Consider the following 23225-nt stretch of genomic DNA (forward strand, 5'->3'; position numbering starts at 1 on the left):
GCGATCCGCCCCATCGGGCGCGTCCAGCGTGGCGACCGGCATCCGGTGCAGGATCTGTTCGACTGTCACGCCGAGTGAGGAGGTTCGATTGAGTAGTTCGACGATCCCCCGCGGCGCGAACGGCGCGGTCTGCACGGCCAGCTGGGTGAAGATCGAACAACACTCGTCCAGGAGCCTGTCGTAGAAGCGCGTCCCGCCTTCACCGAGGCCTGCCACGAGCGCGGCCCGCGGCCGCTGGGCTCTCAGGTACGCCGCCAACCGCCGCGGATCGGCGTCGACCCCGGAGAAGGCCGAGTCGGACAGGTCGGATCCGCCGCTGGTGTTCGCCGAGCAGGCGCCGGACGAGCGGATCCAAAACCGAGCAGGCCTCCGAGAGTGCCGCGCGCTCAGCAGAAGCCGTGCGGCCTCACCAGGTGACCGGTAGCCGGTGCAGGCCGCGGGCCATGCGGCCCGGGCGCCAGGTCAACGACTCCCGGTCCACCGCGAGGGTCAAGGTGGGGAGGCGGTCGAGGAGGGTGCCGATGCCGACGCGGAGTTCGGCCTTGGCCAGTTGGGCCGCGACGCAGTAGTGCGGGCCGAAGCCGAACGCCAGGTGGGGGTTGGGGGCGCGGGTCGGGTCGAGGTGGTCCGGGTCGGGGAAGACGCGGGGGTCGCGGTTGGCGACGTCGAGGTGGACCATGACCGCGTCGCCCGCTCGGATGGTCACGCCGCCGAGTTCCACGTCCGCCAGGGCGACGCGGGTGAAGCCCGCCGACGTGACCAGGGGGTTGAACCGGAGGAGTTCGTCCACCGCGCGGTCGAGGGTGGACGGGTCGGCGCGCAGGGCCGCCAACTGCTCGGGGTGGGTGAGCAGGGTGTGGATGCCGTTGCCGAGTTCGCTGGTGGTGGTCTCCAGTCCCGCGTAGAGCAGCGTCACGCCCAGGGCGACGAGTTCCTCCTCGCTGAGCCGGCCCCCGGTGTCGCGCGCCTCGACGAGCGCACCGAGCAAGTCATCGGTGGGAGTGCGGCGGCGATCGGCGACCAAAGCCGCGATGTAGTCGTTGAGCCGGGTGAAGGCGGCGTGGATCTCGTCGGCGGGGTAGGCGGTGGTGGCGAGGGCGACGTCGATCCACGCCGCGAACCGCTCGCGGTCGGCGACGGGGACGCCGAGCATCTGGCAGATGACGGCGACGGGGAGGGGCACCGCGAGGTCGGCGATGAGGTCGGCGGGTGGGCCTTGGGCCTCGACCCGGTCGAGCAGGCCGTCGGCGACGCGCTGGGCGTGGGTGGTCAGTTCGGCGACGCGCCGGGGGCTGAAGGCGGTGGCGACCAGGCGGCGGAGGCGGGTGTGTTCGGGTGGGTCGACGGTGTGCAGGGTGGGGTCGGTGAGGCGGCGCGGGGACGTGCGCGGGACGTCGCGGTCGAGGAGGGCGGCGCGGCTGAAGCGGGGGTCGCTCAGCACGGCGCGGACGTCGGCGTGCCGGACGGCGAGCCAGGCGTCGCCGCCGTGCGGCAGGGAGACGCGGCTGAGGGGCTCGTGGGCGAGCAGGTCGGTGTACTCGGGTTCCAGTTCCAGTGCGGACGGCTCGCGGAACGGGTACGGCCGGGCGGGTCGCATCGGTTTCCCCCAGTCAGGTTTCCGGGTCGGTGGAGTGGTCGTACGGGCACGCGGCGGGGTTCCGGATGAGCGGTGGATTCCGGGCGGGCGAGGGTGCCGGGCGGTCGGCGGACGCGAAACCGGCGGCGGTGCCGGGCAGGCAGGTCCGAACGGGCAGGGGTGCCTTGCGGGGCAACGGGTTCCGGCGGGCCGCGAGAGCACGGGACGGGGACCGGGAGTTCCGAAGTCGGACGGGGGTCGGTTTCGGGTGGCCGGCGGGTTCGCGGCTGGGGGTGAGGAGCACGGGAACCGGACGAACCTCGCCGACGACCACTGGGCGGAGGCGATCCACGAGGGAGCGGGCGATGAACTGGTACGAGGACGACGACCTGTGGGTGGGGTTCGCGGACGTGATGTTCCCGCCCCGCCGTGAGGCCGAGGCCGAGCGGTTGGTCGGTGAGTCTCCGTTGTTCGGGCTGGTGGCTGGGCAAAGGGTGCTGGATCTCGGGTGTGGGCCCGGGACGCACGTCGTGCCGTTGGCCCGGGCGGGCGCGGTGGTCACCGGGGTGGACCTGAGCGCGGCGATGCTCGCGCGCGCCCGGGAAGCCTGTTCGCGGGCCGGGGTCGAGGTCACGCTGGTGCGCGCGGACATGCGCGAACCCGTCGCGCCAGGCGGGTTCGACCTGGTGATCAGCATGTACACCTCGTTCGGCTACTTCACCGACCCCGGCGACAACCTGGCCGTGCTGCGCAACGCCCACGCGGCTCTCGCGCCGGGCGGGCGACTGCTGGTCGACCTGATGGGCAAGGAGGTGTTCGCGGGCTGGGTCGGCCGCCCCCAGGCCGTGGATGTCCAGGGCGGCACCGTGTTCATGCGCGACACCGTCCTGGACGGCTGGACCCGGTTGCGCAGCGACTGGACCTACGTGCGCGGTGCCGAGGTGCGGCACGCCTCCCTCCACTCCACCCTCTACAGCGCCGCCGAACTGCGGGCGTTGTTCGCCGAAGCCGGGTTCACCGACGTCGAGTGCTTCGGCGACTTCGACGGCTCGCCCTACGACAACCACGCGCGGAGGCTGATCGTGCGGGGAACGCGCGCCTAGGGGCGGACGAAGCACGTGGCCTTGGCGCCCGGGAAGAGGTCCGGGGCCAGGCCGATGGCGATGTCGCGGGTGAGCAGGTCCACGTCCAGGTAGGTCTTGGCCCGGCACTCCTGGAAGTTCGCGTCCGCGCCCACCAGGTACGCGCCGTCGCGGATGGGGCGGAAGCGGGTCATCCTGGGGTCCGCGTCGATGGTGGCGCGGGCCTGGGCGGCCGGGTCGTAGACGATGAAGAAGTCGGCGTCGGCGGCGGCGCCGATGGCCTGTTCGAAGTCGTAGTGCTTGCCGTTGGGGGCGTTGTTGTCGCGGGCGAAGACGTTGGTCACGCCGAAGCCGGACAGCAGGCGGCCGACCAGGGTCTGTTCGCCGTGGCCGTGCATGAAGTCGCAGCTCTTCTCCGGGCACACGCTGACGTACCCGACTCTGCGGTTGTTCACCTTGCCGGACACGGCGGCCACCACCTCGGTGAACCTGGACTTGATCGCCGCGAACTCGGTGTTGGCGGCGGCTTCCGCGTTGTAGAACGCGCCGACCATCTTGATCCATTCGGCGGACGCGAGGGCGGTGCGCTCCAGGCGGTTGGACACGCTGACGCCCGGTAAGCCCGCCGCGCGGGCGTTGCTGATGTCGTCGAAGCCCGGTCCGAAGCCGGACATGAGAATCACCTGGTTGCCCAGTCCCAGCACGGCTTCGCGGTTGAGGTCGGTGTACTCGCCGATCGAGAGGGGGTTGCCCGCCTGCTGGACGACGCCCGCGTACCACTTGTCCTTCTTCGCGTTGCCAAGGAGTTGCCCGCTGAGCCCCTTGACGCTGCCGTTCTTCCCCAGCCGATCCACCATCGCGAGCGCGTTGAACGACGTGACCGCCACAGTGGTCACCGGCACCTGCACGAACAGCGCGCCCGCGAGGTCACCGGCCGCCTCGGGACGCGGTGTGCCGCACTGGTAGAGCACGTACCGCAGCTCCCCACCCGCCGCGTTCTCCGTGTCCTTCAAGGTGATCGTCTTGTAGGACCCGTGGTACGCGATGTCCCACAGCTCCGACTCCTCGACGGCGCTCTTGTCCGGGAAGTAGTCCTTCCCCTGCGCGTACTCGGTGACGCAACCCGGCGCGCTCCCCCGCGCCCCCGCGGGAGCCGTGCCCCCGCAGCCCGCGAGGACCAACGCCAAGGCGGACAAGCCCGCGGCCAGTCGGATGACTCTGTTCACTGTGCTGCTCCTGCGTTTCCGTGGGGCTGGAGTGCGGCGGTCGCGGTCTGGTCGCGCAGATGTGTGACGAGGGAACCGAATCCGACCCCGTCGGCGCGCACCGGTCCCTCGGCGCGCCAACGACACGGCGTGCCGTCCTCGACGCGGAGCACGTGCTCGGCGGACGAACCGGGAGACCACCCCGCCCGCCGCACCGCGTGCTCGGCCCACTGCCGCGTCCGCCCGTCGGCGTCGACCCGCACGGTCGCGCCGGGCACGGTGTGATCAGCGACGACCACGGTGGCCGCGGCGTCGTCGAAGGACATGTTCTCCCCCGCGAAAACCCGGGCCACGGCGTGGCCGTGCGCGAGGTCCTCGGGGGCACCGGCGGTCACCGTCGCGTCGTCGCCGACGAGCCACACCTGGTCGGCGCGGCGCAGCGCGAAGCCGAGGTCGTGGGTGGACAGGATGATCGCGGCGCCGGTGGTCGCGGTCAGACGGGTCAGCATCGCCGCCAACTCGATGCGGCGGGCCACGTCGAGGAAGGCCGTCGGCTCGTCCAGCACCAGCACCGCGGGTTCCTGCGCCAGCGCGCGGGCCACCATGACGCGCTGGCGCTCGCCGTCGGACAGGTCGGTCAGCGGCCGGTTCCGCAGGTCCTCGACCCCGGCGTCGACCAGCGCCCGGTCCACCGCCGCGCGGTCCCGGTCGGCCGCGCGGCCGAGCCACGACCGGTACGGCAGCCTGCCGAGCGCGACGACCTCCTCGGCGCTCATCTGCCCCACGTCGACCGGCTCCGTCAGCGTGACCGCGAGCCGCCGGGCCCGTTGCCGGGGGGACAGCGACGCGAGGTCGTGCCCGTCCAGCAGGACATGGCCCGCCAGCGGGGGTTGCGCGCCGACGAGGGTGCGCAGCAGGGTCGACTTGCCCGCGCCGTTCGGGCCGATCAACGCGATCAGCTCGCCGGGCCGCGCGGCCAGGTGGACGTCGCGCAGCACCGTCGTCGTGGGGCGGCGGCGACGCCGGTAGCCCGCCGACAGCGCCACGGCCCGCAACGCGGGGGCGTTCACCGCGCGCTCCGCTTGGCCCGGCCGGAGAGCAGCACCCACAGGATGACCGGCGCGCCGACGAACGCGGTCACCGAGTTCAGCGGCAACGACGTCGCGGTCAGCCCGTTGCCGCCCGCGACGTACTCCGCGACCAGCACGATGATCGAGCCGATGAGCGCCGAGGCGGGCAGCACGAGCCGGTGGTCGGAGGTGCGCAGCAGCCCCCGGGCGAGGTGCGGCGCGGCCAAGCCGACGAACCCGATGGCACCGCAGTAGGCGGTGGTGATCCCGGACAGCACCGCGACGCTGGCCAGGCACAGGAAGTGCACCCGGCGGACGTTGACCCCGAGGCTGCCCGCGTAGCGCTCGCCGAGCAGCAGGGCGTTGAGCGGCTGGGCGAGGAAGACCGACAGGACGAGCACCACCCCGCAGGACGCGGCGATGACGCCCAACTCGTCCCAGGTCACGTTGCGCACCGAGCCCCGGGTGAACCCGGCGAGGGCCTGCAACCGGTCCGGGTCGGTGTAGTAGACGAGCATGTCGACCAGGGCACCGGCCAGGTAGCCGAGCATCACGCCGACGACCAGCACCACGACCGGGTCACCGACGCGCCGGGCGATGCCGAGCGCGATCAGCAGCACCCCGGCCGCGCCCGCGACGGCGGCCCCGGTGACCCCGAGCTGGCTGACCACGCCGAGACCGGCCAGCCACCCCACGCCGCTGGTGCCGAGGATGACGACCGCCGCGCCGAGCACCGCGCCGGAGCTGACGCCGAGCACGAACGGGTCGGCCAGCGGGTTGCGGAACAGGGTCTGCATCTGCGCCCCACCGACCGCGAGCGCCGCGCCCGCCAGCAGCCCGGTGACCACCTTGGGCAGCCGGGCGTCGAGCACGATCGTCCGGCTGAGGTCGGACTCCGTACCCTGGCCGGTCAGCGCGCGCAGCACCTCGCCGATCGGGATCGCGATCGACCCCTGGGCCAGCAGCACCACGGACGCGACCGCCACCAACGCCACCAACAGGGCGAACAGCCCGCTCACATACCCGGCTCTCCGGGTTCTCGGCGGCGCGGTCACCTGTTCGTCTGCCACGCCGCTACTCGTCACCGCGCACCCTGTTCCTCCCCGCCGCTTCCCCCACAGGGGTCGGACCGGTCCACCTTCCGGTTCCCATGATCGCGATCAGCACCGGATCGGGAACTCCACCGATCGGTCGACCGATACGCACCAGGTCGGGAACTCCACCGATCGGTCGACCGACCAGTGGGGCGGACCACCGCGGGGAGGACTTCATGGAGCACGGGCCGGGGACCTACGGCGACCTGAACGCCGACGTCTACGACGACTGGCACGCCGCGCACGACCCGGCGGACGCCGTGCGGGGCTTGGTGGAACTGGTCGGGGAAGCGCCGCCGGGGCCGGTGTTCGAACTGGCCGTCGGTACCGGACGGGTGACGATCCCGCTCGCCGCGCGGGGCGTCGACGTGCGCGGTGTGGACGCCTCCGAGGCGATGGTGGCGCGGATGCGGGCCAAGCCGGGCGGGGCGCGGATCCCGGTGGTCATCGGCGACATGGCCGATGTCGACCCGGGCACCGATGAGCGGTTCGCGGTGGTGTTCGTCGTGTTCTCCACGTTCTTCTTCCTGACGACGCAGGAGGAGCAGGTGCGCTGCTTCGCCAACGCCGCGCGGCGCCTGCTGCCCGGCGGCCTGTTCGTGCTGGAGACGCCCATGCCGGACGTGGCCCGCTACGTGCGCGACCAGACGCTGGAGACCCACCAGGTCGGGCTGGACCGGGTGCGGCTCGTCGCCGTGCGGCACGACCCGGTGGCCCAGCGGCTCGACGGGCACCACGTGCTGATCACCGGCGACGGCATCCGGCTGGCACCGGCGTTCATGCGCTACGCCTGGCCGACCGAACTGGACCTGATGGCCCGGCTCGCCGGTTTGGACCGCGCGTACCGCTGGGGTGGTTGGCAGCGCGAACCGTTCCGCGGCGAGGGCAACTACGTCACCGTCTACCGCAAGCCCACGGCGGACTCCTGACGGGCCCGGCGCGCGACCAGCGGCAACGGCAGCAGCACGCACTGAGCCGCCACGGCCAGCCAGAACCCCGGCAGCCACACGGTTTCGAACACCCCGTAGACGGCGCCCCCGACCACACCGCTGAGCAGCGCGCCGATCCCGGCCGCGAGCCGCTGCTGCCCGAAGGTCACCGTGGCCGACCGCGACGAGCCCTCAAGCGCCGCCAGGTCGTTCTTGAGGAACAGCACCGCCGTACCCGCGCTCATCGCCGCCGCGCCGAACGCGACACCGACCACGTGGCCGGTGGTGAAGGCCGACATACCCAAGGCCATGCAGGCGAAGCCGACCACCGCGACCACGGGGTAGCGCACGCCGCCGACCCATTTCGCCGCCATCGGCTGAACCGCGACCAGGCCGAGGGAGTAGCCCATCATGACCAGCCCGTAAGCCATCGCGGGCAGCCGGTCCTCGGTGAACGGCGCGAGGTAGTGGTAGAACTGCATGTACAGGTAGTGGGTCAGCACCGTGACCGCGAATGGCTTGACGGCCAAGCCACGCAGGACGCGGCGGAACGGCTCGACCCGCGTCTCGGCGGGGGTTTCCCGTTCCAGGAACAGGTGTCCGACCACCAACGCGCCGTAGAGCGCGGCGTTGAGCGTGAACAGCCGGGCCGGTTCGTGCAGGAGAACCGCGCCGAGAACGGGTCCCAGCGCGATGCCGAGGCTGCCCGCGGCGTTGCCCGCCGACAGGGCGCGCGGACGCTGCTCAGGGGTCGCCGAGTGCACGAGATAACCGCGGTAGGCAGGCGAATAGAGCGCACCCGCGCCGCACGCGGTGAACAGGGCGAGCACCGTCAGCACCGGGCTGCTCGCGCCGACCAGGTACAGCACGGCGGCGGCGCCGTAGAGCAGGGTCGCGGCGAGCAGACATCGCTTGAGCCCCACGCGTTCGGCGACGGCCGCGGTGAACGGCGCGCCCGCGAACTGGACCAGCGTGGCCGCGCCGAGCACGACGCCGACCTGGGCCATCCCGGCGCCCAACCGGTCGCTCAGCACCACGGCCAGGTACGGGTAGACCGCGAAGGTGCCGACGTTGACCAGGCACCCGTAGACCATCAGCGCGGTCCGCCCACCCATCCACAGCCTCCCGCTCCGCCAGTCCTCGTCCGGTCAGAGGTCGAGCCACGGTCGTGTGAAGTTCCCGCTGTGCGCGACCGGTTCGTCACTCCCGGGAACCCCAGGGGGTCGGTCGACGACCAGATAGGACTGATCCACTGGGAGGTGCGAACCGTGCGCGACCACATCACCGCTCCGGCCCCGCCGGTCCACGAACACGTCACGGACGCCATCAAAGCGCCCGCGCTCATCCGGCTCACGCCGAACACCGTGCTGGTCCGCTTCGAGACCCTGAAGGTGTACTCCGCGCTCGGCGCGGTGCGGCACCTGCTGGAGACCGGGGTGCTGCGCCGGGGGCAGACGGTGGTGGACAGCTCCAGCGGCATCTACGCGCTCGCCCTGGCGATGGCCTGCCACCGCTACGGGCTGCGCTGCCGCATCGTCGCGTCCACCACGGTCAGCGACGCCATGCGCGCCCAGCTGGAGATCCTCGGCGTGACGGTGGACCGGATGCCGCCGACCGACGACCTGCTGCTGGACCAGCACCGGCGCGTGCGGCTGGTCCAGGAGTTGCTGGCGCGCGACCCGGACCTGCACTGGATGCGCCAGTACCACGACCCGCTGCACCACCTGGGTTACGCCGACCTCGCCGACCTGCTGCGGCGCGCGCTGCCGGGGGAACCGCTGACGGTGGTGGGCAGCGTCGGCACCGGCGCGTCCACCGGCGGGCTGACCAGGTCGCTGCGCGCGCACGACCCGCGGGTGCGGCTGGTGGGCGTGCAGCCGTTCGGCAGCGTCAGCTTCGGCAGCGAGCGGTTCACCGACCCGGACGCGATCATCGCCGGGATCGGCAGCGCGATCCCGTTCGACAACGTGCACCACGAGCTGTACGACCGGATCCACTGGCTGGACTTCCAGCACGCCATGGCCGCCACGGTCGGCCTGATGCGGGAGCACGCCGTGTTCGCGGGCCTGTCGACCGGCGCGGCGCACCTGGTCGCCGCGTGGGAGGCCGGGCGGGAACCGGCGCGCACGCACGTGGTCATCGGCGCCGACACCGGGCACCGCTACACCGAGCGCGTCTTCACCCGCCACCGCGAGGCCCTCGACCCCGCGCGGCTCGCGCCCGCCGAGATCACGTCGCTGACCGACCTGGCCCCGCCGTGGGCCACCCTGGACTGGGCGCGCCGCCCGGCCGTCCCCGTGCCAGGCCCCCGGAAGGACCCCGTGCCGTGACCATCGCCCTGTTGGAAGCCCTCACCTTCGGCCTCGGTCGGCTCGCCGACGCCGCCGACTCCGCCGGGCACGACCTGGTGCTGCTGACCGGCGACCGGTCGGTGTACCGGCACGAGCTGGCGTCGGTGGGCGACCGGGTGCGGGTCGTGGACATCGACACGACCGACGTCGACGCGTGCGAACGCGCGCTGCGCGCCGAACCCGGTCTCGCCGGGCTGATCGGCTCCACCGACACGTGGGCGATCCCCGGGGCGGACCTCGCGCGCCGCCTCGGTCTGCCCGGCCCGGCGCCGGAAGCGGTGCGCGCGTTGCGGGACAAGGGGGTGGTGCGGGCGCGGCTGCGCGAGCACGGGCTCAGCCGCAGCGGCCCGCTCGACCCGGTGACCGCGTCGGTGTTCCCCTTGATCGTCAAGGACTCCGCGGGCACGTCGTCGCGGGCGGTGTGGCTGTGCCGTACTCCGGCGGAGCGCGACGCCGCGCTGCTGGCGGCCGTCGGGGTTCCGCTCAAGGGGCACCTGGTGGCCGAGCCGTACTTCGAGGGTCCGCTCTACAGCGCCGAGACGATCACCTGGGCGGGCCGGACGCGGCTGCTCGGGATGCTCAGCAGGCACCTGTCCCCCGAGCCCGTGCGGCGGGAGGAGGCGTCCGCGTTCCCGGTGGCGTTCCCGGCGGAGGAGGCGGCGGAGCTGGCGGCGTGGATCGGTCGGGTGCTGGCGGCGGCCGGGCACGAGCGGGGGTTCGCGCACACCGAGTTCGTGCTGACGGCGGGTGGTCCGGAGGTGGTGGAGGTCAACGCGCGGATCGGCGGGGCGCTCGTCGGCGAGGCGCTGTGCCGGGGGTTGGGCACGAACGTCTACGACGCGATGGCTCAGGTGGCGCTGGGCGTTCGGCCGGGGCTGCTGGACGACGCGGTGGGGCCGGGTGTCGCGTCGGCGTTCGTGGCGCTGTACCCGCGCGTGGCCGGGGTGCTGGAGGGCTGGACCGGGCTCGACCGACTCCCCCACCTGCCCGGCGCGCCGCGCTGGTACCCGACGGCGAGCCCGGGTGACGTGCTGGAGCACTTGGCCGACCAGCGCTCGTGCACCGGCCTGGTCTTCGCGGAGGGACCGACCGCCGAACTGGCCCTGCACCGCGCGTTCGCCGCGGCGGGCGGAGTGACCCCAGTGGTGATGGCCCGGGAACCCAGCGCGGCGGTGTCGTGACCGGGGGTCAGCCCGCCTCGCTGGCCGAGTCGGCGGCGACGGCGCGGACGAGGTCCTCGCGGGCGCGGGCGACCCGGGAGCGGATGGTGCCGACCGGGCAGCCCGCGACCTCGGCGGACTCGGCGTAGCTCAGGCCCAGGACCTGGGTGAGCACGATGGCCTCGCGGCGGTCGGGGTCGAGGGCGTCGAGGAGCAGGGTCAGCTCCACCGCGCCCTCGAAACCGGTCACCGCCGAGCGGCGGTCGACCTCCTGCTCCCACACCGCGCCCGCGGTCACCCGCGGCCGGGACCGCGCCATCCGGACCTGGTCGACGACCACGCGGCGGGCGATGGAGAGCAGCCAGGTCTTGGCCGACGCGCGGGCGGCGAACCCGCGCAGGCTGCCCAGCGCCCGGGCGTAGGTCTCCTGGGTGAGGTCGTCGGCGACGTCGGCGTCGGCGAGGAAGGCGACGAACCGCCACACGTCGCGCTGGGTGGCGCGCACGAAGCGCTCGAGCGCGGCGCGGTCTCCGGAGCGGGCGGCCAGCGCCCAGCGCGTCACCTCGTCGTCGGGGGAGATCGTCACAGGATCGGATCGTAACCGCACCTGATCGGGAACTACTACGGGGTGAGAGGCGACAATTCCTCATGTGGAATGCGATACCTGCCGTGAATCGCTCTCGGCGCGCCTCGACGGCGAGGTCGAGCCCCGGCCCGCCGAGGCCGTCGACGCGCACCTCGCGCAGTGCGCCGCCTGCGCGACCTGGCACGCCCAGGCCCAGGCGGTGACCAGGATGATCCGGGTCCGCCCCGCCGAACCGGTCCCCGATCTGGTGGCGTCGGTGCTGTCCCCGCCCCGCGCCCTCCCGGTCGCCCTCCCCCAGCGGCTGGCCCTGATGGTGGTCGCGCTGGTGCAGCTCGGCCTGGCCCTGTCCCAGCTGCTCACCGGCGCGTCCGGCGGCCACGCGGGCCACGACCTCGCCGGCCACCTGTTCAACGAGGGCGCCGCCTGGAACCTCGCCCTGGGCGTCGGCCTGCTGGTCGCGTCGCTGCGCGCCGACCGGGCCGCCGGGCTGCTGCCGACGCTGATCGGGTTCGTGGGCGTCCTGGTCGCGTTCTCGGTCCGGGACCTGGTCGCGGGCACCGCCACGGTCGAACGGGTGGCGTCGCACCTGCCGGTGGTCACGGGGCTGGTCCTGCTGTTCCTGGTGTCGCGCGCGGTCCGCGCCGAACCGACCCCGGGGGCGAGGGTGCCGGGGTCGGACGAGGGCGCGGCGGGCGAACCGGCCGCGGGCGAGCCGACCCGCCGAACCGGCCGCGACGGCAAACCCCGACACCTGCGCCCCACCGCCAAGCGAGCCGCCTGACAACAACCGGGCGGCCCCTGGCAAGGCCGCCGTGACATCGCCCAGGTCCAACGACCGGCTCGGCCGTGCCCGCGGCGGGCTCCGCACCGGACCGAGCACGCGGTGACGGCCGAGTCGACGCCGGACTTGGCCCGCGCGCTGTCAGGCCCGGCCGGGGACGCGCGCGCCTGCGTGCGCGCGCTGAAGGCGGATGCCCGGGAACGCGCTGGTTCGAGCCGCCCTCGACCTGCGCGCGGTCCTCGGCTCGCACGACGAGGACCGGCGCCGCGGTCTCGGTGTCGACCGCTCCACCGGCGCGGCCCTGGCCCGTGCCCTGCTCACCGCGGCGAAGCCCGACTACGGCCCCGAACCGGCACTCCTGCCCGGCGGCGAACGGCACCGCGGGTTCCCGGCGCCCCGGGAGCACCGGCCGGAGCCGTGGCTCCCGCGCTGCCCGCCGGACGCCACGAGCGCTGACCGCCCAGTCCGGTCGGGTGGGATCCGCCCGGTATCCCGAGGTTCGGGCGGTACCGGGGGCGGGAACGAAGCGGGAACGAACGGGGAGTGGGCGGCGGGAGAGTTGGTCTCAGCGACCACGCACGTCCCGCATCTGGAGTCCACCTGATGAACACTCCCCTGATCTCGCTCAGGACCGCCCTCGGACCGGCCATCGGCGGCACCCTCTTCTTCGTCGCGGCGCACTTCCTGCCGCCCACCCCCTACTGGGACGGGTTCTTCCGGGTGCTGCCCGCGGGCCTGCTCCTGCTGGCGATCAAGCCCGCCCTGCCCCGTGGGCGGTGGTGGTGGCGTTCGTTCGTGCTCGGCGCGCTCACCACGGGCCTGTTCACCGTCCTGCTGCTGATCTCCGCGCAGCGGCTGCCCGGCGGTGTCGCCAGGCCGTGGTCGTCGCACTGCTCGACGGCCGCGAGCAGCGCGGCCAGTTCCGCGTCGCGGCCCGCGCAGTCGGGGACGTCGTAGGGCAGCGTCTCCGGCCGCGCGGTCGCGGCGGGCTCCCGGCTCGCGGGCGCGGGCTCGACCCGCGGCGGGTCCAGTTCGGGGTCGTTGCGCAGGATCTGCTCGAACCGCTCGGCCATCATCGGACCGGGGTTGATGCCCAGCTCCTCCACCAGCAGCGACCGGCCGTCGGCGTAGACCCGCATCGCCTCGGCCTGGCGGCCGGACTGGTGGAGCGCGACCATCAGCCGCGCCCACAGCGCCTCCCGCAGCGGGTGCTCGGCGACCAGCGCGCGCAGCGGTCCGACCAGGTCGGCGGCCTCGCCCAGTTCCAGCCGCAGCTGCGCCAGGCGCTCGGTGGCGGCCAGCCCGCGCTCCTCCAGCTCCGCCGCGGTGGCCCGCAGCACGGGCACGTCCATTCCGCTCAGCGGCGCGCCCCGCCACAGCCGCAAGTCTAGCGCCTCGTCGGGGACGGTGAGCCGGTAGCCGGGGCCGTCGGTGCGGATCAGCCGGTCGCCGTCGGGCGGCCTGCGCCGCAGGTCGCCGACCGTCTCGCGGATCTGGTGCGCCGCCGTGGACGGCAGGTCCTCCCAGGCGGCGTCGACCAACCGGGACAACGGGATCACGCGCCCCGGCTCGACCAGCAGCGCGGCGAGCACCCGCTCCTGCCGGGGCCCGCCCAGGCCGAGTCTTCGGCCGTGGTGCCAGACCTCCAGGTTCCCCAATATCCGGAACGCGGGCTCCCCACCGGACCCGATCTCCGCCCCACCCAACTCGACCCCCACCGGACAGTCACCCCAGACGCGCGAATGGATCAAGGCAGCACAACCCGATTCCGCTCCCCCGGTCCCGACAACCCGTGACGGTTCCCGAGGGCCGGCCACCACTACCGTCGGGAAGACGGACCCCGTCCACTCCCCGGCAATGCGGGACACCCTGACGGTCGCGCGCATTCACCCGGTCGGCCCCGCATGCGCGCCGCCGCTTCGCGAGAGCGCGGAACCAGACCGCCGTTGTCCACAGTGGATAGTCGACACCCGGACCGACGAAGGCCTGATTGGCGGTCGGCGAACATTCGCGTTTCGGACTTCGCGGGCCATTGTTCGAACGCCGAAATACGGCCGGTTTCGATTCGCCTCGTCAACGCCCGGCACGACCGGTCCACAGTCGACAGACGCGCTATCGGCGAAAAGTGAGCACGATTCACGGCGGCGCGTTGTTCAGCGGCGAGTTTCACTCAATGGAGTGGCCAATCCCGCGCGGTATACCCGGGAACCGCGCCCCGTCCATACCCTGACCCGCATGACGCCCCACACCACCCGCGCCCTGGGCGCGACGGTGCTCGCCGCGGCCCTCCTGCTGGGCACCACCACCCCGGCCACGGCGACACCCAGGCCGGTCAAGGCATCCGTGCGGCTCAAGTGCGCCCCGGGCACCTGGCGGGTGGAGTACACGGCGAGCACCCGCGGCCACGCTCCCGCCACAACCATCACCACGCGCGTCGACATCGGCGTCGTCGACGAGTACGGCCCCGACAAGGTCACCGGAGAACCCCCGTACGGCCTCGGCGCGGCGGCCACGACGGGCGATATCCCACACACCGTCGACGCGAGAGGAAAGTGGACCACGCACGAGGTTCTCGGCACAGGCCCCCGCCCGTCGGGATTCCCGCGCGCCAGGAAACAAACCACCACCGTCACCCTGCACGTGGACGGCGGCACGGGCCTGACCACCGCCACGGACACCTGCACCCTGCGCGTCCGCTGATTTTCCCATTACCAAAAGGATTCCGGGCGGTCCGGGGGTCAGCGGTCGCGCCGCCAGGCGATCTCGACCGATCCTCCGGCGCAGGCGAGCCCGTGACCTCGTGCCCGCGTCAGCGGTCGCCCTCCGAGAGATCCGGTTCTACCCGGCCAGTTCGTCCAGCAGGAACTCGGTGAACGACGGCCACTCGCGCACGGCGTCTCTGCCTTCGACGTACAGGTGCACTCGAGGGTTGTCGGTGGGGTTCGGGTCGAACCAGTAGGCCATGTAGCCCTGGTGCAGCGCGAACACCACGGCGCCGTCGGGCAGCAGGTGGCTCTCGTCGTTCTCGGCCAGCAGCTCGCGGGCGCCTTCCGGCACTTCCAGGATCCTCGGGTGGAAGATGTCCGTCCCGACCAGGAACGCGCCCGCTTCTCGACCCATCCTCCGGAGGAACCCGATGTAGTACGCCGGCAGCGCGGACACGCCCTGGGCCGCCCGGACGGCCTCGATCTCCGCGTCGGTCAGCCCGGCGAACGCGCCGTCGGGCCGCCACTGCCGGATCTTGGCCTCGAACAGGTCGAAGAAGTCATCGACGTCGTCCCGCACGGTGGATCTCCCCTCCCGGTCTGTGCGGAGGATGGTGCCGGCACCGGACGGCGGACGTCCGCTCCTTTTACCGCCGCGTGGCGCTCTTCCTCGTGTGCGCACCGGAGACGGTGGCGCCGGGTTCTGGGCACGGCGGCGGAGAGATCCCCGTAAAGAACGTACCTGTCCCCGCGCACGCGCGGTGCTCGACTGTGGACGTGACGATTGAGTACATCCGCTACCGGGTGTCCGCCGACCGGGCGGCGGCGTTCGAGGACGCCTACCGCCGCGCCGTCGCCCACCTGGCCGCGGCACCCGAGTTCCGGGACGTCGAGCTGAGCCGCTGCGAGGAGGACCCGGAGAGCTACGTCATCCGGTTGACCTGGACGTCCACTCGCGACCACCTGGAGGGGTTCCGGAAAGGGCCGCACTTCCCGCCGTTCTTCGCGGAGGTCCGGGAGTTCGTCGACGACATCGAGGAGATGCGCCACTACGCGCCGGTGGACATCGCCGACCCCGTGCCGACGCTGTACGAGTGGGCGGGCAGCGCGGAGGCGTTGACCAAGCTGTTCGACGCGTTCTACCGGCGCGTCCCCGACGACGAGGTCCTGGCCCCCGTGTTCGCGGGCATGCACCCCCACCACGCCGAGCACGTCGCGGCGTGGCTCGGCGAGGTGTTCGGCGGTCCCCGCGCGTACTCCGAGCACCACGGCGCCACGCGCACATGGTGGCCAAGCACCTGGGCCGGGGCATCACCGAGCGGCAGCGCGGGCGGTGGGTCGAGCTCCTGCAGGACACCGCCGACGTCGTCGGCCTGCCGGACGACCCCGAGTTCCGCTCGGCGTTCGCCGGCTACCTGGAGTGGGGCACCCGGATGGCCGTCGTCCTCTCCGCGCCGGGCGCCGAGACCAACCTCGACGAACCCGTGCCGACCTGGGGCTGGGGCAACGTCCGCCCCTGGCCGGGCTGACCCGATCAGGCGTTGGGGATGCGGGCGAGCTTGCGGCCGACCTTGAGGTACAGGTCGCCGGTCCGGCCGTCGAGCTTGGCCTTGACCAGCGCGTCCAGCGGCTCGCGGGTGTCGTCCGCGTCCAGTGGCACCTGCTCCTGCTCGCCGTCGGTCTCGACCACGAGGCGCAGCCCGTTCTGCTGGGCCACGCGCCGCACGTCGCCGTTGCTCTTGGCGAAGCCGAGCGCCTTGACCACCTCGGTCACCGGCTGCCCCAGGTCCTCGACCGCGGGCAGGTCGTCGACCTCGCCGAAGGCGCGCTTGGAGAAGCGGGCCACGAACTCGTCGCGGGCCTTCATCGCGGCGTCGACGCCGTGGATGGCGGCGGTGACCTCGCCCGCGAGGATCTTCTTCAGGTCCATGGGGTGCAGCGTGCCCGCCGCCACCCGCTCCGCCGCGACCGCGAGCTCGGAGTCGAGCCACTCCGACAGCGCCCGGAAGTACGGCTCGACCAGCCGGTCGGGGACCGACATGAGCTTGCCGTAGATCTCCCCGGGCGGGGCGGTCAGCGGGACGTAGTTGCCCTTCGACTTGCTCATCTTGGCGCCGGTGCCGTCGGTGCCCTCGATCAGCGAGGTGGCGACCACGACCTCGGCCTGCTGCCCCTGGATGTCCATGACCTTGCGGCACATCTGCATGTTGAGGAACTGGTCGACACCGCCGACCTCGAGGTCGCACTCCGTCTCCACCGAGTCCAGGGCCATCACGACCGAGTACATCAGCTCGGCCAGCGACAGGCCCTGCCCCAGCTCCAGGCGCTTGCGGAAGTCCTCGCGCTGCAGCGGCATGGACACCGGGATCTGCGCGACGATCTCGATGATCTTCGGCAGGGTGATCGCGCCGAGCCACTCGCTGTTGCGCCGGAACTGGGCCCGCTCGAAGTCGAAGAACGGGGTGACCTGCTCGCGGTAGGTGGCGAGGTTGCGCGCGATGTCCTCGTCGGTCAGCGCGGGGCGGTCGTCGGAGCGGCCGGACGGGTCGCCGATCTTGGCGGTCATGTCGCCGACGATGAACACCACGTCGTGGCCCATCCGCTGGAAGCGGCTGAGGATGAGCATCGGCACCGAGTGGCCCAGGTGCACCTCGGCGCCGGTCGGGTCGATGCCGAACTTCGCCACGAACGGGCGGCCCTTGGCGGCGGCGTCGACGATCCGCGCGGCCAGCGAGTCGGTGGAGGGCTGCAACTCCTGCGACCGGGCGCCGATCAGCGCGGCCTGCTCGGCCGGGGACAGGTCCGACAGGTCCAGGCCGCGGCGCCCCGCGGTCTCCGCCAGCAGCGCGCGCACGGTGGCGTCCGCCGCGAGGTCGCCGTCGGTGAGCAGGGCGGTGGCGCGGTCGACGGACTGGCTCAGTCGGGTCATCAGAGGTCTCCAGGGCAGGGGGCTTGCCGCCCATCGTATCGACCGGCGGCACGCCGATTTCGCGGTGGCCGGGCGGGGTCACCCGGCGCGCGAGGCCGCCCAGGCCGCGTCGACCATCCGGAAGACCTCGTCCACGGCGGCGTCCGGGTCGGGCGCGGCGCGGGCCAGCGCGTGGGCGTCGACGACGAACCGCGCGATCGCCCTGGCCGCCGTCGGGGTGCGCGCCAGGGCGGTGTCGGCGGCGATGGCGGCGGCGAGGGACTCGGCGTGGCGCAGCCGCATCGCCCCCTCGTACTCCCGCAGGGCGGGCGAGGAGTCGATCAGGCGCCAGACCGGGGCCGCGCCGGGGGCGGCGCAGTGCCGGACCAGGTCCCGGATCGTCAAGCGCAGGGCGGGGATGAGCGGTTCGTCCGGCGCGCGGTCGGTGACCGCGCGGACGAGGCGCTGTTCGAAGTCCTCGTCGCGCTCGAAGACCAGGGCCTCCTTCGAGGCGAAGTGCGCGAAGAGCGTGGTGACGGCGACGTCGGCCTCGGCGGCCACGTCGCGGATGCCCACGGCGTCGTAGCCGCGCGCCAGGAAGAGCCGCAGGGCGGTGTCGGCGATCTTCTGGCGGGTCGCGGCCTTCTTGCGCTCGCGACGCCCGGGCGGCGAGGTCACGGCAGGATGCTATCAGCTCCAAAAACGGAACGGGTACAAAACCCTAACCGTTAGTGTTACGGTCGGCGGTATGCGGAAAGTGAGCTTCGCCGAGTTCGGCGGTCCGGACGTCCTGCGGCTGGTGGACGCCGAGGAGCCCCACGCGGGGCCCGGTCAGGTGCGTGTCGCGGTGCGGGCGGCGGGGGTGAATCCCGCCGACTGGCGGGTCCGGGAGGGGCAGGTGCTCAAGGCCCACCCGACCGTCCTGCCCGCCGGGGTCGGGCAGGACGCCGCCGGGGTGGTCGACGAGGTCGGGGCGGGCACCGAGGGGGTGGCGGTCGGCGACCGGGTGTTCGGCCGGGGTTCGAGCACCTACGCCGAGTTCGCGGTGCTGTCGGCCTGGGCGCGGATTCCCGACGGGCTGTCGTTCGAGGAGGCGGCCGGGTACCCGTCCGTGGTGGAGACCGCGCTGCGGATCATCCGGGAGGTGGGGGTGCGGCCGGAGCAGACGCTGCTGGTCAGCGGAGCGTCGGGGGGTGTCGGGTCGGCGGTGCTGCAGATCGCGCGTGACCGCGGCATCGCGGTGATCGGCACGGCCGGGGCGGCGAACCAGGACTACCTGCGCGGTCTGGGTGCCGTGGCCACGACGTACGGGGCGGGCTGGGTCGAGCGGGTGCGGGCCCTGGGGCGGGTCGACGCGGCGCTCGACCTGGCGGGGTCGGGGGTGATCCGGGAGTTGGTCGAGCTGACCGGGGACCCGCGCGCGGTCGTGTCGATCGCCGACCTCGGCGCGCCGGGGCACGGTGTCCGGTTCTCCGGCACGACCGGGGACGTGCCCGCCGCGCTCGTCGAAGCCGTCGACCTCATCACCCGGGGGCGGCTCCACATCCCGGTCGAAAAGACGTATCCGCTGGCCGAGGCCGCGGCGGCACACGTCGACAGCCAGGCGGGCCACACCCGCGGCCGCCGGGTGGTGGTCGTCGGACCGGACCAGGACTAGCGCCTCACCTGGACACCGACCACGTCCCTGGCCGCGTCACCGAATCGCTCCCGCCGCCCAGGCGCCTCGCCTGCCACGCCGAAGCGCGACTGCCCCCGGGGCGAGCGAAGGCCAAGCGCTGGCCGGCACGTCCGGCAGACGCTATCCGCGCCCGCGCGATCCCCGACCGCACGAGCGGAAAGCACAAGGAAACCCGGTACGCGCGGCTCCCCACCAACCCGCCCGGAGACCGGGCGGATCACGAATCCCGCCGGACCGCGGCTAGGTCGCCTTGATCCGGACCGCGTCGCCCCAGCCGCTGTAGGCGCAGGAGACCTCGAGGAGTCCGGCCGCGTTGCGGATGCGGGCGTTGTAGTAGGTGAGCCGGTCGCTCTGGTCGATCCAGGCGTCCAGCTCGGCCTTGTCGATCGGGTAGGCCGTCGGGCGGGTGTCGGCGGCGGGCGCGCCGAGCACCTGGCCGCTCAGGCGGGAGAGGTCGAGGTCGACCGAGTACTGCTCCTCACCGGCGGGGCGGGGCTTGCGGCTGTGGTCGCCGAGCTTGCCCGCCTCGGCGATCCGGGCGACGACCCGGCGGGGGTCGACCTCGCTGAGCCCGCCGAGCATCTGGGCGAGCAGGGACACCGACTCGTCGGTGTCCGCCGGGTCCAGCCTGATCCAGTCTTCCTCGCCGGCGCCGTGGGCCAGGACGCGGCCGTCGAGCACGACCAGGTCCCAGGTCTCGTTGGGCATCTTGACCGTGCCGCGCAGGTCCTCGGTGCCGAGGTTCACGGTCCCCTCGGCGGTGTAGCCCCAGCTCCGGCCACGCACGTCGGCGCTGAACCTGACCGACCCGCCCGCGTTGCCCGCGTCCAGCGCGCGTATGAGGGCGGTCATGTCGGCGTACCGCTTCGGTGGTGCGGTTGTGGTTGCCGTGGTCGGCGTTGTCGATGTGGTGGTGGTCGCCGCCGGAGGCCGTGACGACACCGGCGCGGATCGCGGCGGCGGCGCCGTCGAGCACCCGACCACCAAGCCCACCACGGCGGCACCCGCGATCAACAGTCCACTTCGCACTGTCCACTCTCCCCAGTCCTGCGGCGCCGGACCATACCAGGGAAGTCGCGCGCGAACCCGGGCCTAGCGGTTCAAGCGCTTGCGGTACAGGACATCGGCGGTGAGGAGCGCCAGGACGGCGAACTCGGCGATGACACTCAGCAACGCCTCGGGCGCGGGTTGTAGACCGCTCTCGGTGAAGCCGAACAGACCCACGGTCCGCGACAGCACGAACCCCACGAGGGCCCCGCCCGCCGCGCCCGCGGCGGCGAGGCGCAGCAGCAGGAGGTCCGTGCAGGGGAGCAGAACGGCCAGCGCGAGGGACGCGGCGGCCTGGAGGAGGAAGGCGGGGCCGATCACGGCCAGCGCCCGGTAGCCGTGGAGGTAGAGGTCGGCGTGGACGAGTCCGGCGCCGAGCAGGGCGACCGCGGCGGCGACGCGCAGGATGAAGGAGGTCATGCGAGCCTCACGTCCTTGACCGCGAGCGGCTGCGGGCCCTGCCGGTAGGTGACCTCGCGGATGCCGAGCGCGTCGGCGAGTTGGCCCGCGGGCAGGGTCACCGGCGCGGGCGCGGGCGCGGTGCCGGGTTTGGGCAGCGGGTAGGCGGTGGTGGTGGCGCTGTGGAAGGTCACGTTGCCCTCGGTCTTGGTGAACAGCTGGTGCACGTGCCCGTTGAGGCAGGTGACCGACGCGAACCGGCGCAGCAGGTTCAGCACCTGACCGGCGTCGTCGGTGCCCCAGCCCCACTGCGGGTACATCGCGAACAGCGGGATGTGGCTGAACACGACGATCGGGGTGTCCGACGACAGGCCCGCGACGTCCTTGCGGACGAACTCGACCTGGTCGACGCCGAGGTGCCCGAGCTTCTCCAGGTTCAGCGTGTTGACCAGGGCGATGAAGTGCGCGCCCTTCAGGTCGAAGCTGTACCAGCCGTCGCCGGTCGAGCCCTTCCCGAAGGCCGCGCGGTACTTCTGGCCCGCGTCGTCGACGGAGTCGTGCTCGCCGGGGACGGTGAACAGCCCGCCCGCGCGGATGCCGCCCATCATCTGCCGCACCTGGTCGAACTGGGCGGGCGTGGACAGGTGGGTCAGGTCCCCGGTGTGGATGACGAAGTCCGGCCGGTACGGCAGCGCGTTGACCTGGTCGACGGCGCGGTGGAACGAGTCGGTCACCGCGGTGTTGGCCGCGCCGGTGAAGCCGATGTGGCTGTCGCTGACCTGGACGAACCGCAGCGCGTTCGGGTCGTCGGGGACGGGCGCGTCGGGGGTGTGGATGTGGCTGATCACCTCACCGGCCGCGACGGTGAGCACGACCGCGGCGCCGAACCACGCGGTGTGCCGCAGGAGTTGCCGCCGGGTCATGCCGTCCGGGTCCGGCTCGTTCACGGCGTCACCTCGACGGTGCCGGTCATGAACGGGTGGATCGTGCACAGGTAGTCGAAGTGGCCCGGGGTGGTGAAGGTGTAGCGGAAGGTGTCGCCGCTGTTCATGGTCGGCGACTTGAGCGGCCCGCCGCCGTTGCTGGTGACGGTGTGCGGCTCGGTGTCGCCGTTGGTCCAGGTGACGGTGGTACCCGCCTTGACCGTCACCAGCGGGGGCGCGAACGCGAAGTCCTTGATGGACACCGTGTTCGTGGCGACCGGGGCCGCGGGTGCCGCCGGCGTGCTCGGCATGTCCATTCCGGACGGTTGGGCCGGTGTCCCGCAGGCGGTCAGGGCCAGCGCGGCGCAGGCCATCAGCGAGAGGCGTTGCGCGGCAACCAATGTCTTCATGCCAAGGGGTACGGGAGCGGGTTACACGGGTCAGGCGGGCGTCGTCGGGATGAAGACCTCGACCTGACCGCCGGACTCGCGCACCAGCAGCTTGGGCAGCGGCCGCGGCTGGGCGGGGAGTTGGTGGCGCAGCACCACGCCGTCGACGGCGAACGACGTGCGGTGGCACGGGCAGTCCAGTTCCCGGGTCGCCGCGGCGAGCTTGAGCTTGCAGCCCAGGTGCGTGCACACCCCGGACACGCCGCGCACCTGTCCGCCCACGCGCTCGACGAAACCCGACAGCACGCCGACGTCGAACGGGCGCACCCCGCCCTCGGGCAGGTCGCGGCCCGCGACGACCGCGCGCCACTCCCCCGTCTCCGGCACGACAGTCGCGGGGGTCTCGGCGGTGGGGGCGGTGTCGACGACCAGCCGGTCGACCGCGACCCCGACCGCGGCCGACGCCGCGGCGACGGAGGTGAACTGGACGAACCGCCGCCGCCCCCGGTCGGCCTCGGGTTCGAGCTCCCGACCCAGCCGAGCGCGCAACGCCTCGACGAACTTCTCGTCGGGCGGGCCTTGGTCGACGCCCGCGGCGCGCAACAGCACCTCGGCGCGCTTGTCCGCCGCCTCCTGGTCGCCCACGGGCCCGCGGCGGCGACCGCGGGCGAATCGACCGGACATCACGTCTCCACTCCGCCCGCGACCTCGCCCGCTCGCCGGACCGCCCGGTGCTGCAACACCTTCGCGTTCGCCACCGTCACACCCAACCGCGCCGCGACCTCCTTGAGCGAGCAGCCTTGCAGGAACCGCAGCCGCAGCACCAGCGCGTACCGCTCGGGGAGCGCGGCGAGGATGCGCTCGGCCCGCTCGCCCGCGCGGGCGTCGACCAGGTCGGGCACCGCCTCGGCCACGTCCCGCTCGTCGTCGAAGGTGGTGATCTCCCGGCCCAGCGTCCGGCGCCAGTGCTCGGCCAGCACCGTCCGCGACGTGGCCACCAGGTACGTCCGCACCTCGCCGACACTGGCCGACAACCGCAACGGCCGCAACGCGCGCAGGAACACCTCCCCGGTCAGGTCCTCCGCGTCGGCCCGGTTGCCGACCCGGGAGAAGATCAGCCGGAACACCCGGTCGACGTTGTCCCGGTACACCGACTCCCAGTCCGGGTACGGCTCGGCGGACACCACCCGCAGCCGCGCCCGACCCCCGTCCGAACCGCCTGGCCCCCGCCGGGCGGGCAAGCGCCGCCCCATCCCGCTCCCCTCTCCCCGGTGGACTCCCTCCGGCAAGGGATAGGGGCAAGGGTTACACCGGCGGGTCGAGACCAGGCGGGCAAGGCGGA

25 protein-coding genes and 1 pseudogene are annotated in these 23225 nt (G+C 73.1%); 9 read left to right on the forward strand and 17 right to left on the reverse strand.

Annotated elements, in window-relative coordinates; genetic code table 11:
• Positions 1 to 60 precede the first annotated feature (60 nt).
• Together V5P93_RS25495 and V5P93_RS25500 are read right to left on the reverse strand one after the other, a co-directional pair.
• Positions 61 to 393: pseudogene (locus V5P93_RS25495) on the reverse strand (hypothetical protein); the annotation flags it as partial.
• Between the two features lie 13 nt (positions 394 to 406).
• A complete protein-coding gene (locus V5P93_RS25500) occupies positions 407 to 1597 on the reverse strand; it encodes a cytochrome P450 (RefSeq protein ID WP_104481028.1) in 1191 nt (396 codons plus the stop codon).
• 344 nt (positions 1598 to 1941) lie between these two features.
• On the opposite strand from V5P93_RS25500, the gene V5P93_RS25505 reads away from it, so the two are divergent.
• Entirely contained in the window at positions 1942 to 2679 is a 738-nt protein-coding gene (locus V5P93_RS25505) for a class I SAM-dependent methyltransferase (RefSeq protein ID WP_104481030.1), read from the forward strand.
• Here the strand turns inward: V5P93_RS25505 and V5P93_RS25510 are convergent.
• The 3 genes from V5P93_RS25510 to V5P93_RS25520 are packed head-to-tail and all read right to left on the reverse strand — an operon-like array spanning position 2676 to position 6003.
• Positions 2676 to 3884 carry an ABC transporter substrate-binding protein gene (locus tag V5P93_RS25510; RefSeq protein WP_104481031.1) on the reverse strand — a complete coding sequence of 403 codons (1209 nt, stop codon included), beginning with the start codon at positions 3882 to 3884 and terminating at the stop codon, positions 2676 to 2678. The two genes, V5P93_RS25505 and V5P93_RS25510, sit on opposite strands and share 4 nt — an antisense overlap.
• Positions 3881 to 4933, reverse strand: coding sequence for an ABC transporter ATP-binding protein (locus tag V5P93_RS25515; RefSeq protein WP_245931486.1), 1053 nt, complete (start codon positions 4931 to 4933; stop codon positions 3881 to 3883). Before V5P93_RS25515 ends, V5P93_RS25510 begins: the two co-directional genes overlap by 4 nt.
• Complete coding sequence (locus V5P93_RS25520; RefSeq protein WP_245931488.1) at positions 4930 to 6003, reverse strand: iron ABC transporter permease; 1074 nt, start codon at positions 6001 to 6003, stop codon at positions 4930 to 4932. The genes V5P93_RS25515 and V5P93_RS25520 overlap by 4 nt, the downstream gene beginning before the upstream one ends.
• Positions 6004 to 6203: 200 nt before the next feature.
• Here V5P93_RS25520 and V5P93_RS25525 point away from each other — a divergent pair, with 200 nt between their 5' ends.
• Complete coding sequence (locus V5P93_RS25525) at positions 6204 to 6956, forward strand: class I SAM-dependent methyltransferase (RefSeq protein ID WP_104481034.1); 753 nt, start codon at positions 6204 to 6206, stop codon at positions 6954 to 6956.
• Here the strand turns inward: V5P93_RS25525 and V5P93_RS25530 are convergent.
• Positions 6929 to 8071 carry an MFS transporter gene (locus V5P93_RS25530; RefSeq protein ID WP_104481035.1) on the reverse strand — a complete coding sequence of 381 codons (1143 nt, stop codon included), beginning with the start codon at positions 8069 to 8071 and terminating at the stop codon, positions 6929 to 6931. The two genes, V5P93_RS25525 and V5P93_RS25530, sit on opposite strands and share 28 nt — an antisense overlap.
• A gap of 153 nt (positions 8072 to 8224) precedes the next feature.
• Between V5P93_RS25530 and V5P93_RS25535 the strand changes: the two genes are divergently transcribed.
• On the forward strand, positions 8225 to 9286 hold the full coding sequence (locus V5P93_RS25535; protein ID WP_374065078.1) for a pyridoxal-phosphate dependent enzyme: 1062 nt from the start codon (positions 8225 to 8227) through the stop codon (positions 9284 to 9286).
• Positions 9283 to 10488: an argininosuccinate lyase gene (locus V5P93_RS25540; protein ID WP_104481036.1), complete on the forward strand. Its 1206-nt coding sequence runs from the start codon at positions 9283 to 9285 to the stop codon at positions 10486 to 10488. The genes V5P93_RS25535 and V5P93_RS25540 overlap by 4 nt, the downstream gene beginning before the upstream one ends.
• Positions 10489 to 10495: 7 nt before the next feature.
• On the opposite strand, the gene V5P93_RS25545 is transcribed toward V5P93_RS25540, so the two are convergent.
• Entirely contained in the window at positions 10496 to 11053 is a 558-nt protein-coding gene (locus tag V5P93_RS25545) for a sigma-70 family RNA polymerase sigma factor (protein ID WP_181043671.1), read from the reverse strand.
• 64 nt (positions 11054 to 11117) lie between these two features.
• Here V5P93_RS25545 and V5P93_RS25550 point away from each other — a divergent pair, with 64 nt between their 5' ends.
• A complete protein-coding gene (locus V5P93_RS25550; RefSeq protein ID WP_104481038.1) occupies positions 11118 to 11834 on the forward strand; it encodes a zf-HC2 domain-containing protein in 717 nt (238 codons plus the stop codon).
• A gap of 190 nt (positions 11835 to 12024) precedes the next feature.
• On the forward strand, positions 12025 to 12438 hold the full coding sequence (locus tag V5P93_RS25555) for a hypothetical protein (RefSeq protein WP_104481039.1): 414 nt from the start codon (positions 12025 to 12027) through the stop codon (positions 12436 to 12438).
• A 94-nt stretch (positions 12439 to 12532) separates the two neighbouring features.
• On the opposite strand, the gene V5P93_RS25560 is transcribed toward V5P93_RS25555, so the two are convergent.
• A complete protein-coding gene (locus tag V5P93_RS25560) occupies positions 12533 to 13552 on the reverse strand; it encodes an AfsR/SARP family transcriptional regulator (protein WP_181043672.1) in 1020 nt (339 codons plus the stop codon).
• A 517-nt stretch (positions 13553 to 14069) separates the two neighbouring features.
• Here V5P93_RS25560 and V5P93_RS25565 point away from each other — a divergent pair.
• Positions 14070 to 14534, forward strand: coding sequence for a hypothetical protein (locus V5P93_RS25565; RefSeq protein WP_104481041.1), 465 nt, complete (start codon positions 14070 to 14072; stop codon positions 14532 to 14534).
• A 138-nt stretch (positions 14535 to 14672) separates the two neighbouring features.
• Here V5P93_RS25565 and V5P93_RS25570 read toward each other — a convergent pair whose 3' ends face one another.
• On the reverse strand, positions 14673 to 15119 hold the full coding sequence (locus V5P93_RS25570; RefSeq protein WP_104481042.1) for an SMI1/KNR4 family protein: 447 nt from the start codon (positions 15117 to 15119) through the stop codon (positions 14673 to 14675).
• Positions 15120 to 15316: 197 nt separating this feature from the next.
• Here V5P93_RS25570 and V5P93_RS25575 point away from each other — a divergent pair, with 197 nt between their 5' ends.
• Entirely contained in the window at positions 15317 to 16114 is a 798-nt protein-coding gene (locus V5P93_RS25575; protein ID WP_245931490.1) for an antibiotic biosynthesis monooxygenase, read from the forward strand.
• Here the strand turns inward: V5P93_RS25575 and tyrS are convergent.
• Positions 16074 to 17468: a tyrosine--tRNA ligase gene (tyrS, locus tag V5P93_RS25580; protein WP_104481043.1), complete on the reverse strand. Its 1395-nt coding sequence runs from the start codon at positions 17466 to 17468 to the stop codon at positions 16074 to 16076. The genes V5P93_RS25575 and tyrS overlap by 41 nt on opposite strands.
• A 78-nt stretch (positions 17469 to 17546) precedes the next feature.
• Positions 17547 to 18125: a TetR/AcrR family transcriptional regulator gene (locus V5P93_RS25585; RefSeq protein WP_104481044.1), complete on the reverse strand. Its 579-nt coding sequence runs from the start codon at positions 18123 to 18125 to the stop codon at positions 17547 to 17549.
• 70 nt (positions 18126 to 18195) lie between these two features.
• On the opposite strand from V5P93_RS25585, the gene V5P93_RS25590 reads away from it, so the two are divergent.
• The gene (locus V5P93_RS25590; protein WP_104481045.1) at positions 18196 to 19104 is read left to right on the forward strand and encodes an NADP-dependent oxidoreductase; all 909 of its coding nucleotides are present in this window, start codon (positions 18196 to 18198) and stop codon (positions 19102 to 19104) included.
• Positions 19105 to 19365: 261 nt separating this feature from the next.
• On the opposite strand, the gene V5P93_RS25595 is transcribed toward V5P93_RS25590, so the two are convergent.
• The 6 genes from V5P93_RS25595 to V5P93_RS25620 all read right to left on the reverse strand — a co-directional run bounded on the left by V5P93_RS25595 (position 19366) and on the right by V5P93_RS25620 (position 23136).
• On the reverse strand, positions 19366 to 19977 hold the full coding sequence (locus V5P93_RS25595; protein WP_104481046.1) for a hypothetical protein: 612 nt from the start codon (positions 19975 to 19977) through the stop codon (positions 19366 to 19368).
• A 240-nt stretch (positions 19978 to 20217) separates the two neighbouring features.
• Positions 20218 to 20592, reverse strand: a complete 375-nt coding sequence (locus tag V5P93_RS25600) for a hypothetical protein (RefSeq protein WP_104481047.1) — start codon at positions 20590 to 20592, stop codon at positions 20218 to 20220.
• The gene (locus V5P93_RS25605) at positions 20589 to 21518 is read right to left on the reverse strand and encodes a metallophosphoesterase (protein WP_245931492.1); all 930 of its coding nucleotides are present in this window, start codon (positions 21516 to 21518) and stop codon (positions 20589 to 20591) included. Before V5P93_RS25605 ends, V5P93_RS25600 begins: the two co-directional genes overlap by 4 nt.
• Positions 21515 to 21904: a cupredoxin family copper-binding protein gene (locus tag V5P93_RS25610; protein ID WP_104481048.1), complete on the reverse strand. Its 390-nt coding sequence runs from the start codon at positions 21902 to 21904 to the stop codon at positions 21515 to 21517. The genes V5P93_RS25605 and V5P93_RS25610 overlap by 4 nt, the downstream gene beginning before the upstream one ends.
• A 30-nt stretch (positions 21905 to 21934) precedes the next feature.
• Positions 21935 to 22567: a ubiquinol-cytochrome c reductase iron-sulfur subunit gene (locus tag V5P93_RS25615; protein WP_104481049.1), complete on the reverse strand. Its 633-nt coding sequence runs from the start codon at positions 22565 to 22567 to the stop codon at positions 21935 to 21937.
• Entirely contained in the window at positions 22567 to 23136 is a 570-nt protein-coding gene (locus tag V5P93_RS25620) for an RNA polymerase sigma factor (RefSeq protein ID WP_245931493.1), read from the reverse strand. Before V5P93_RS25620 ends, V5P93_RS25615 begins: the two co-directional genes overlap by 1 nt.
• Between the last annotated feature and the right edge of the window lie 89 nt (positions 23137 to 23225).

This window comes from Actinokineospora auranticolor, from assembly GCF_041897805.1.
Classification (GTDB): domain Bacteria; phylum Actinomycetota; class Actinomycetes; order Mycobacteriales; family Pseudonocardiaceae; genus Actinokineospora; species Actinokineospora auranticolor.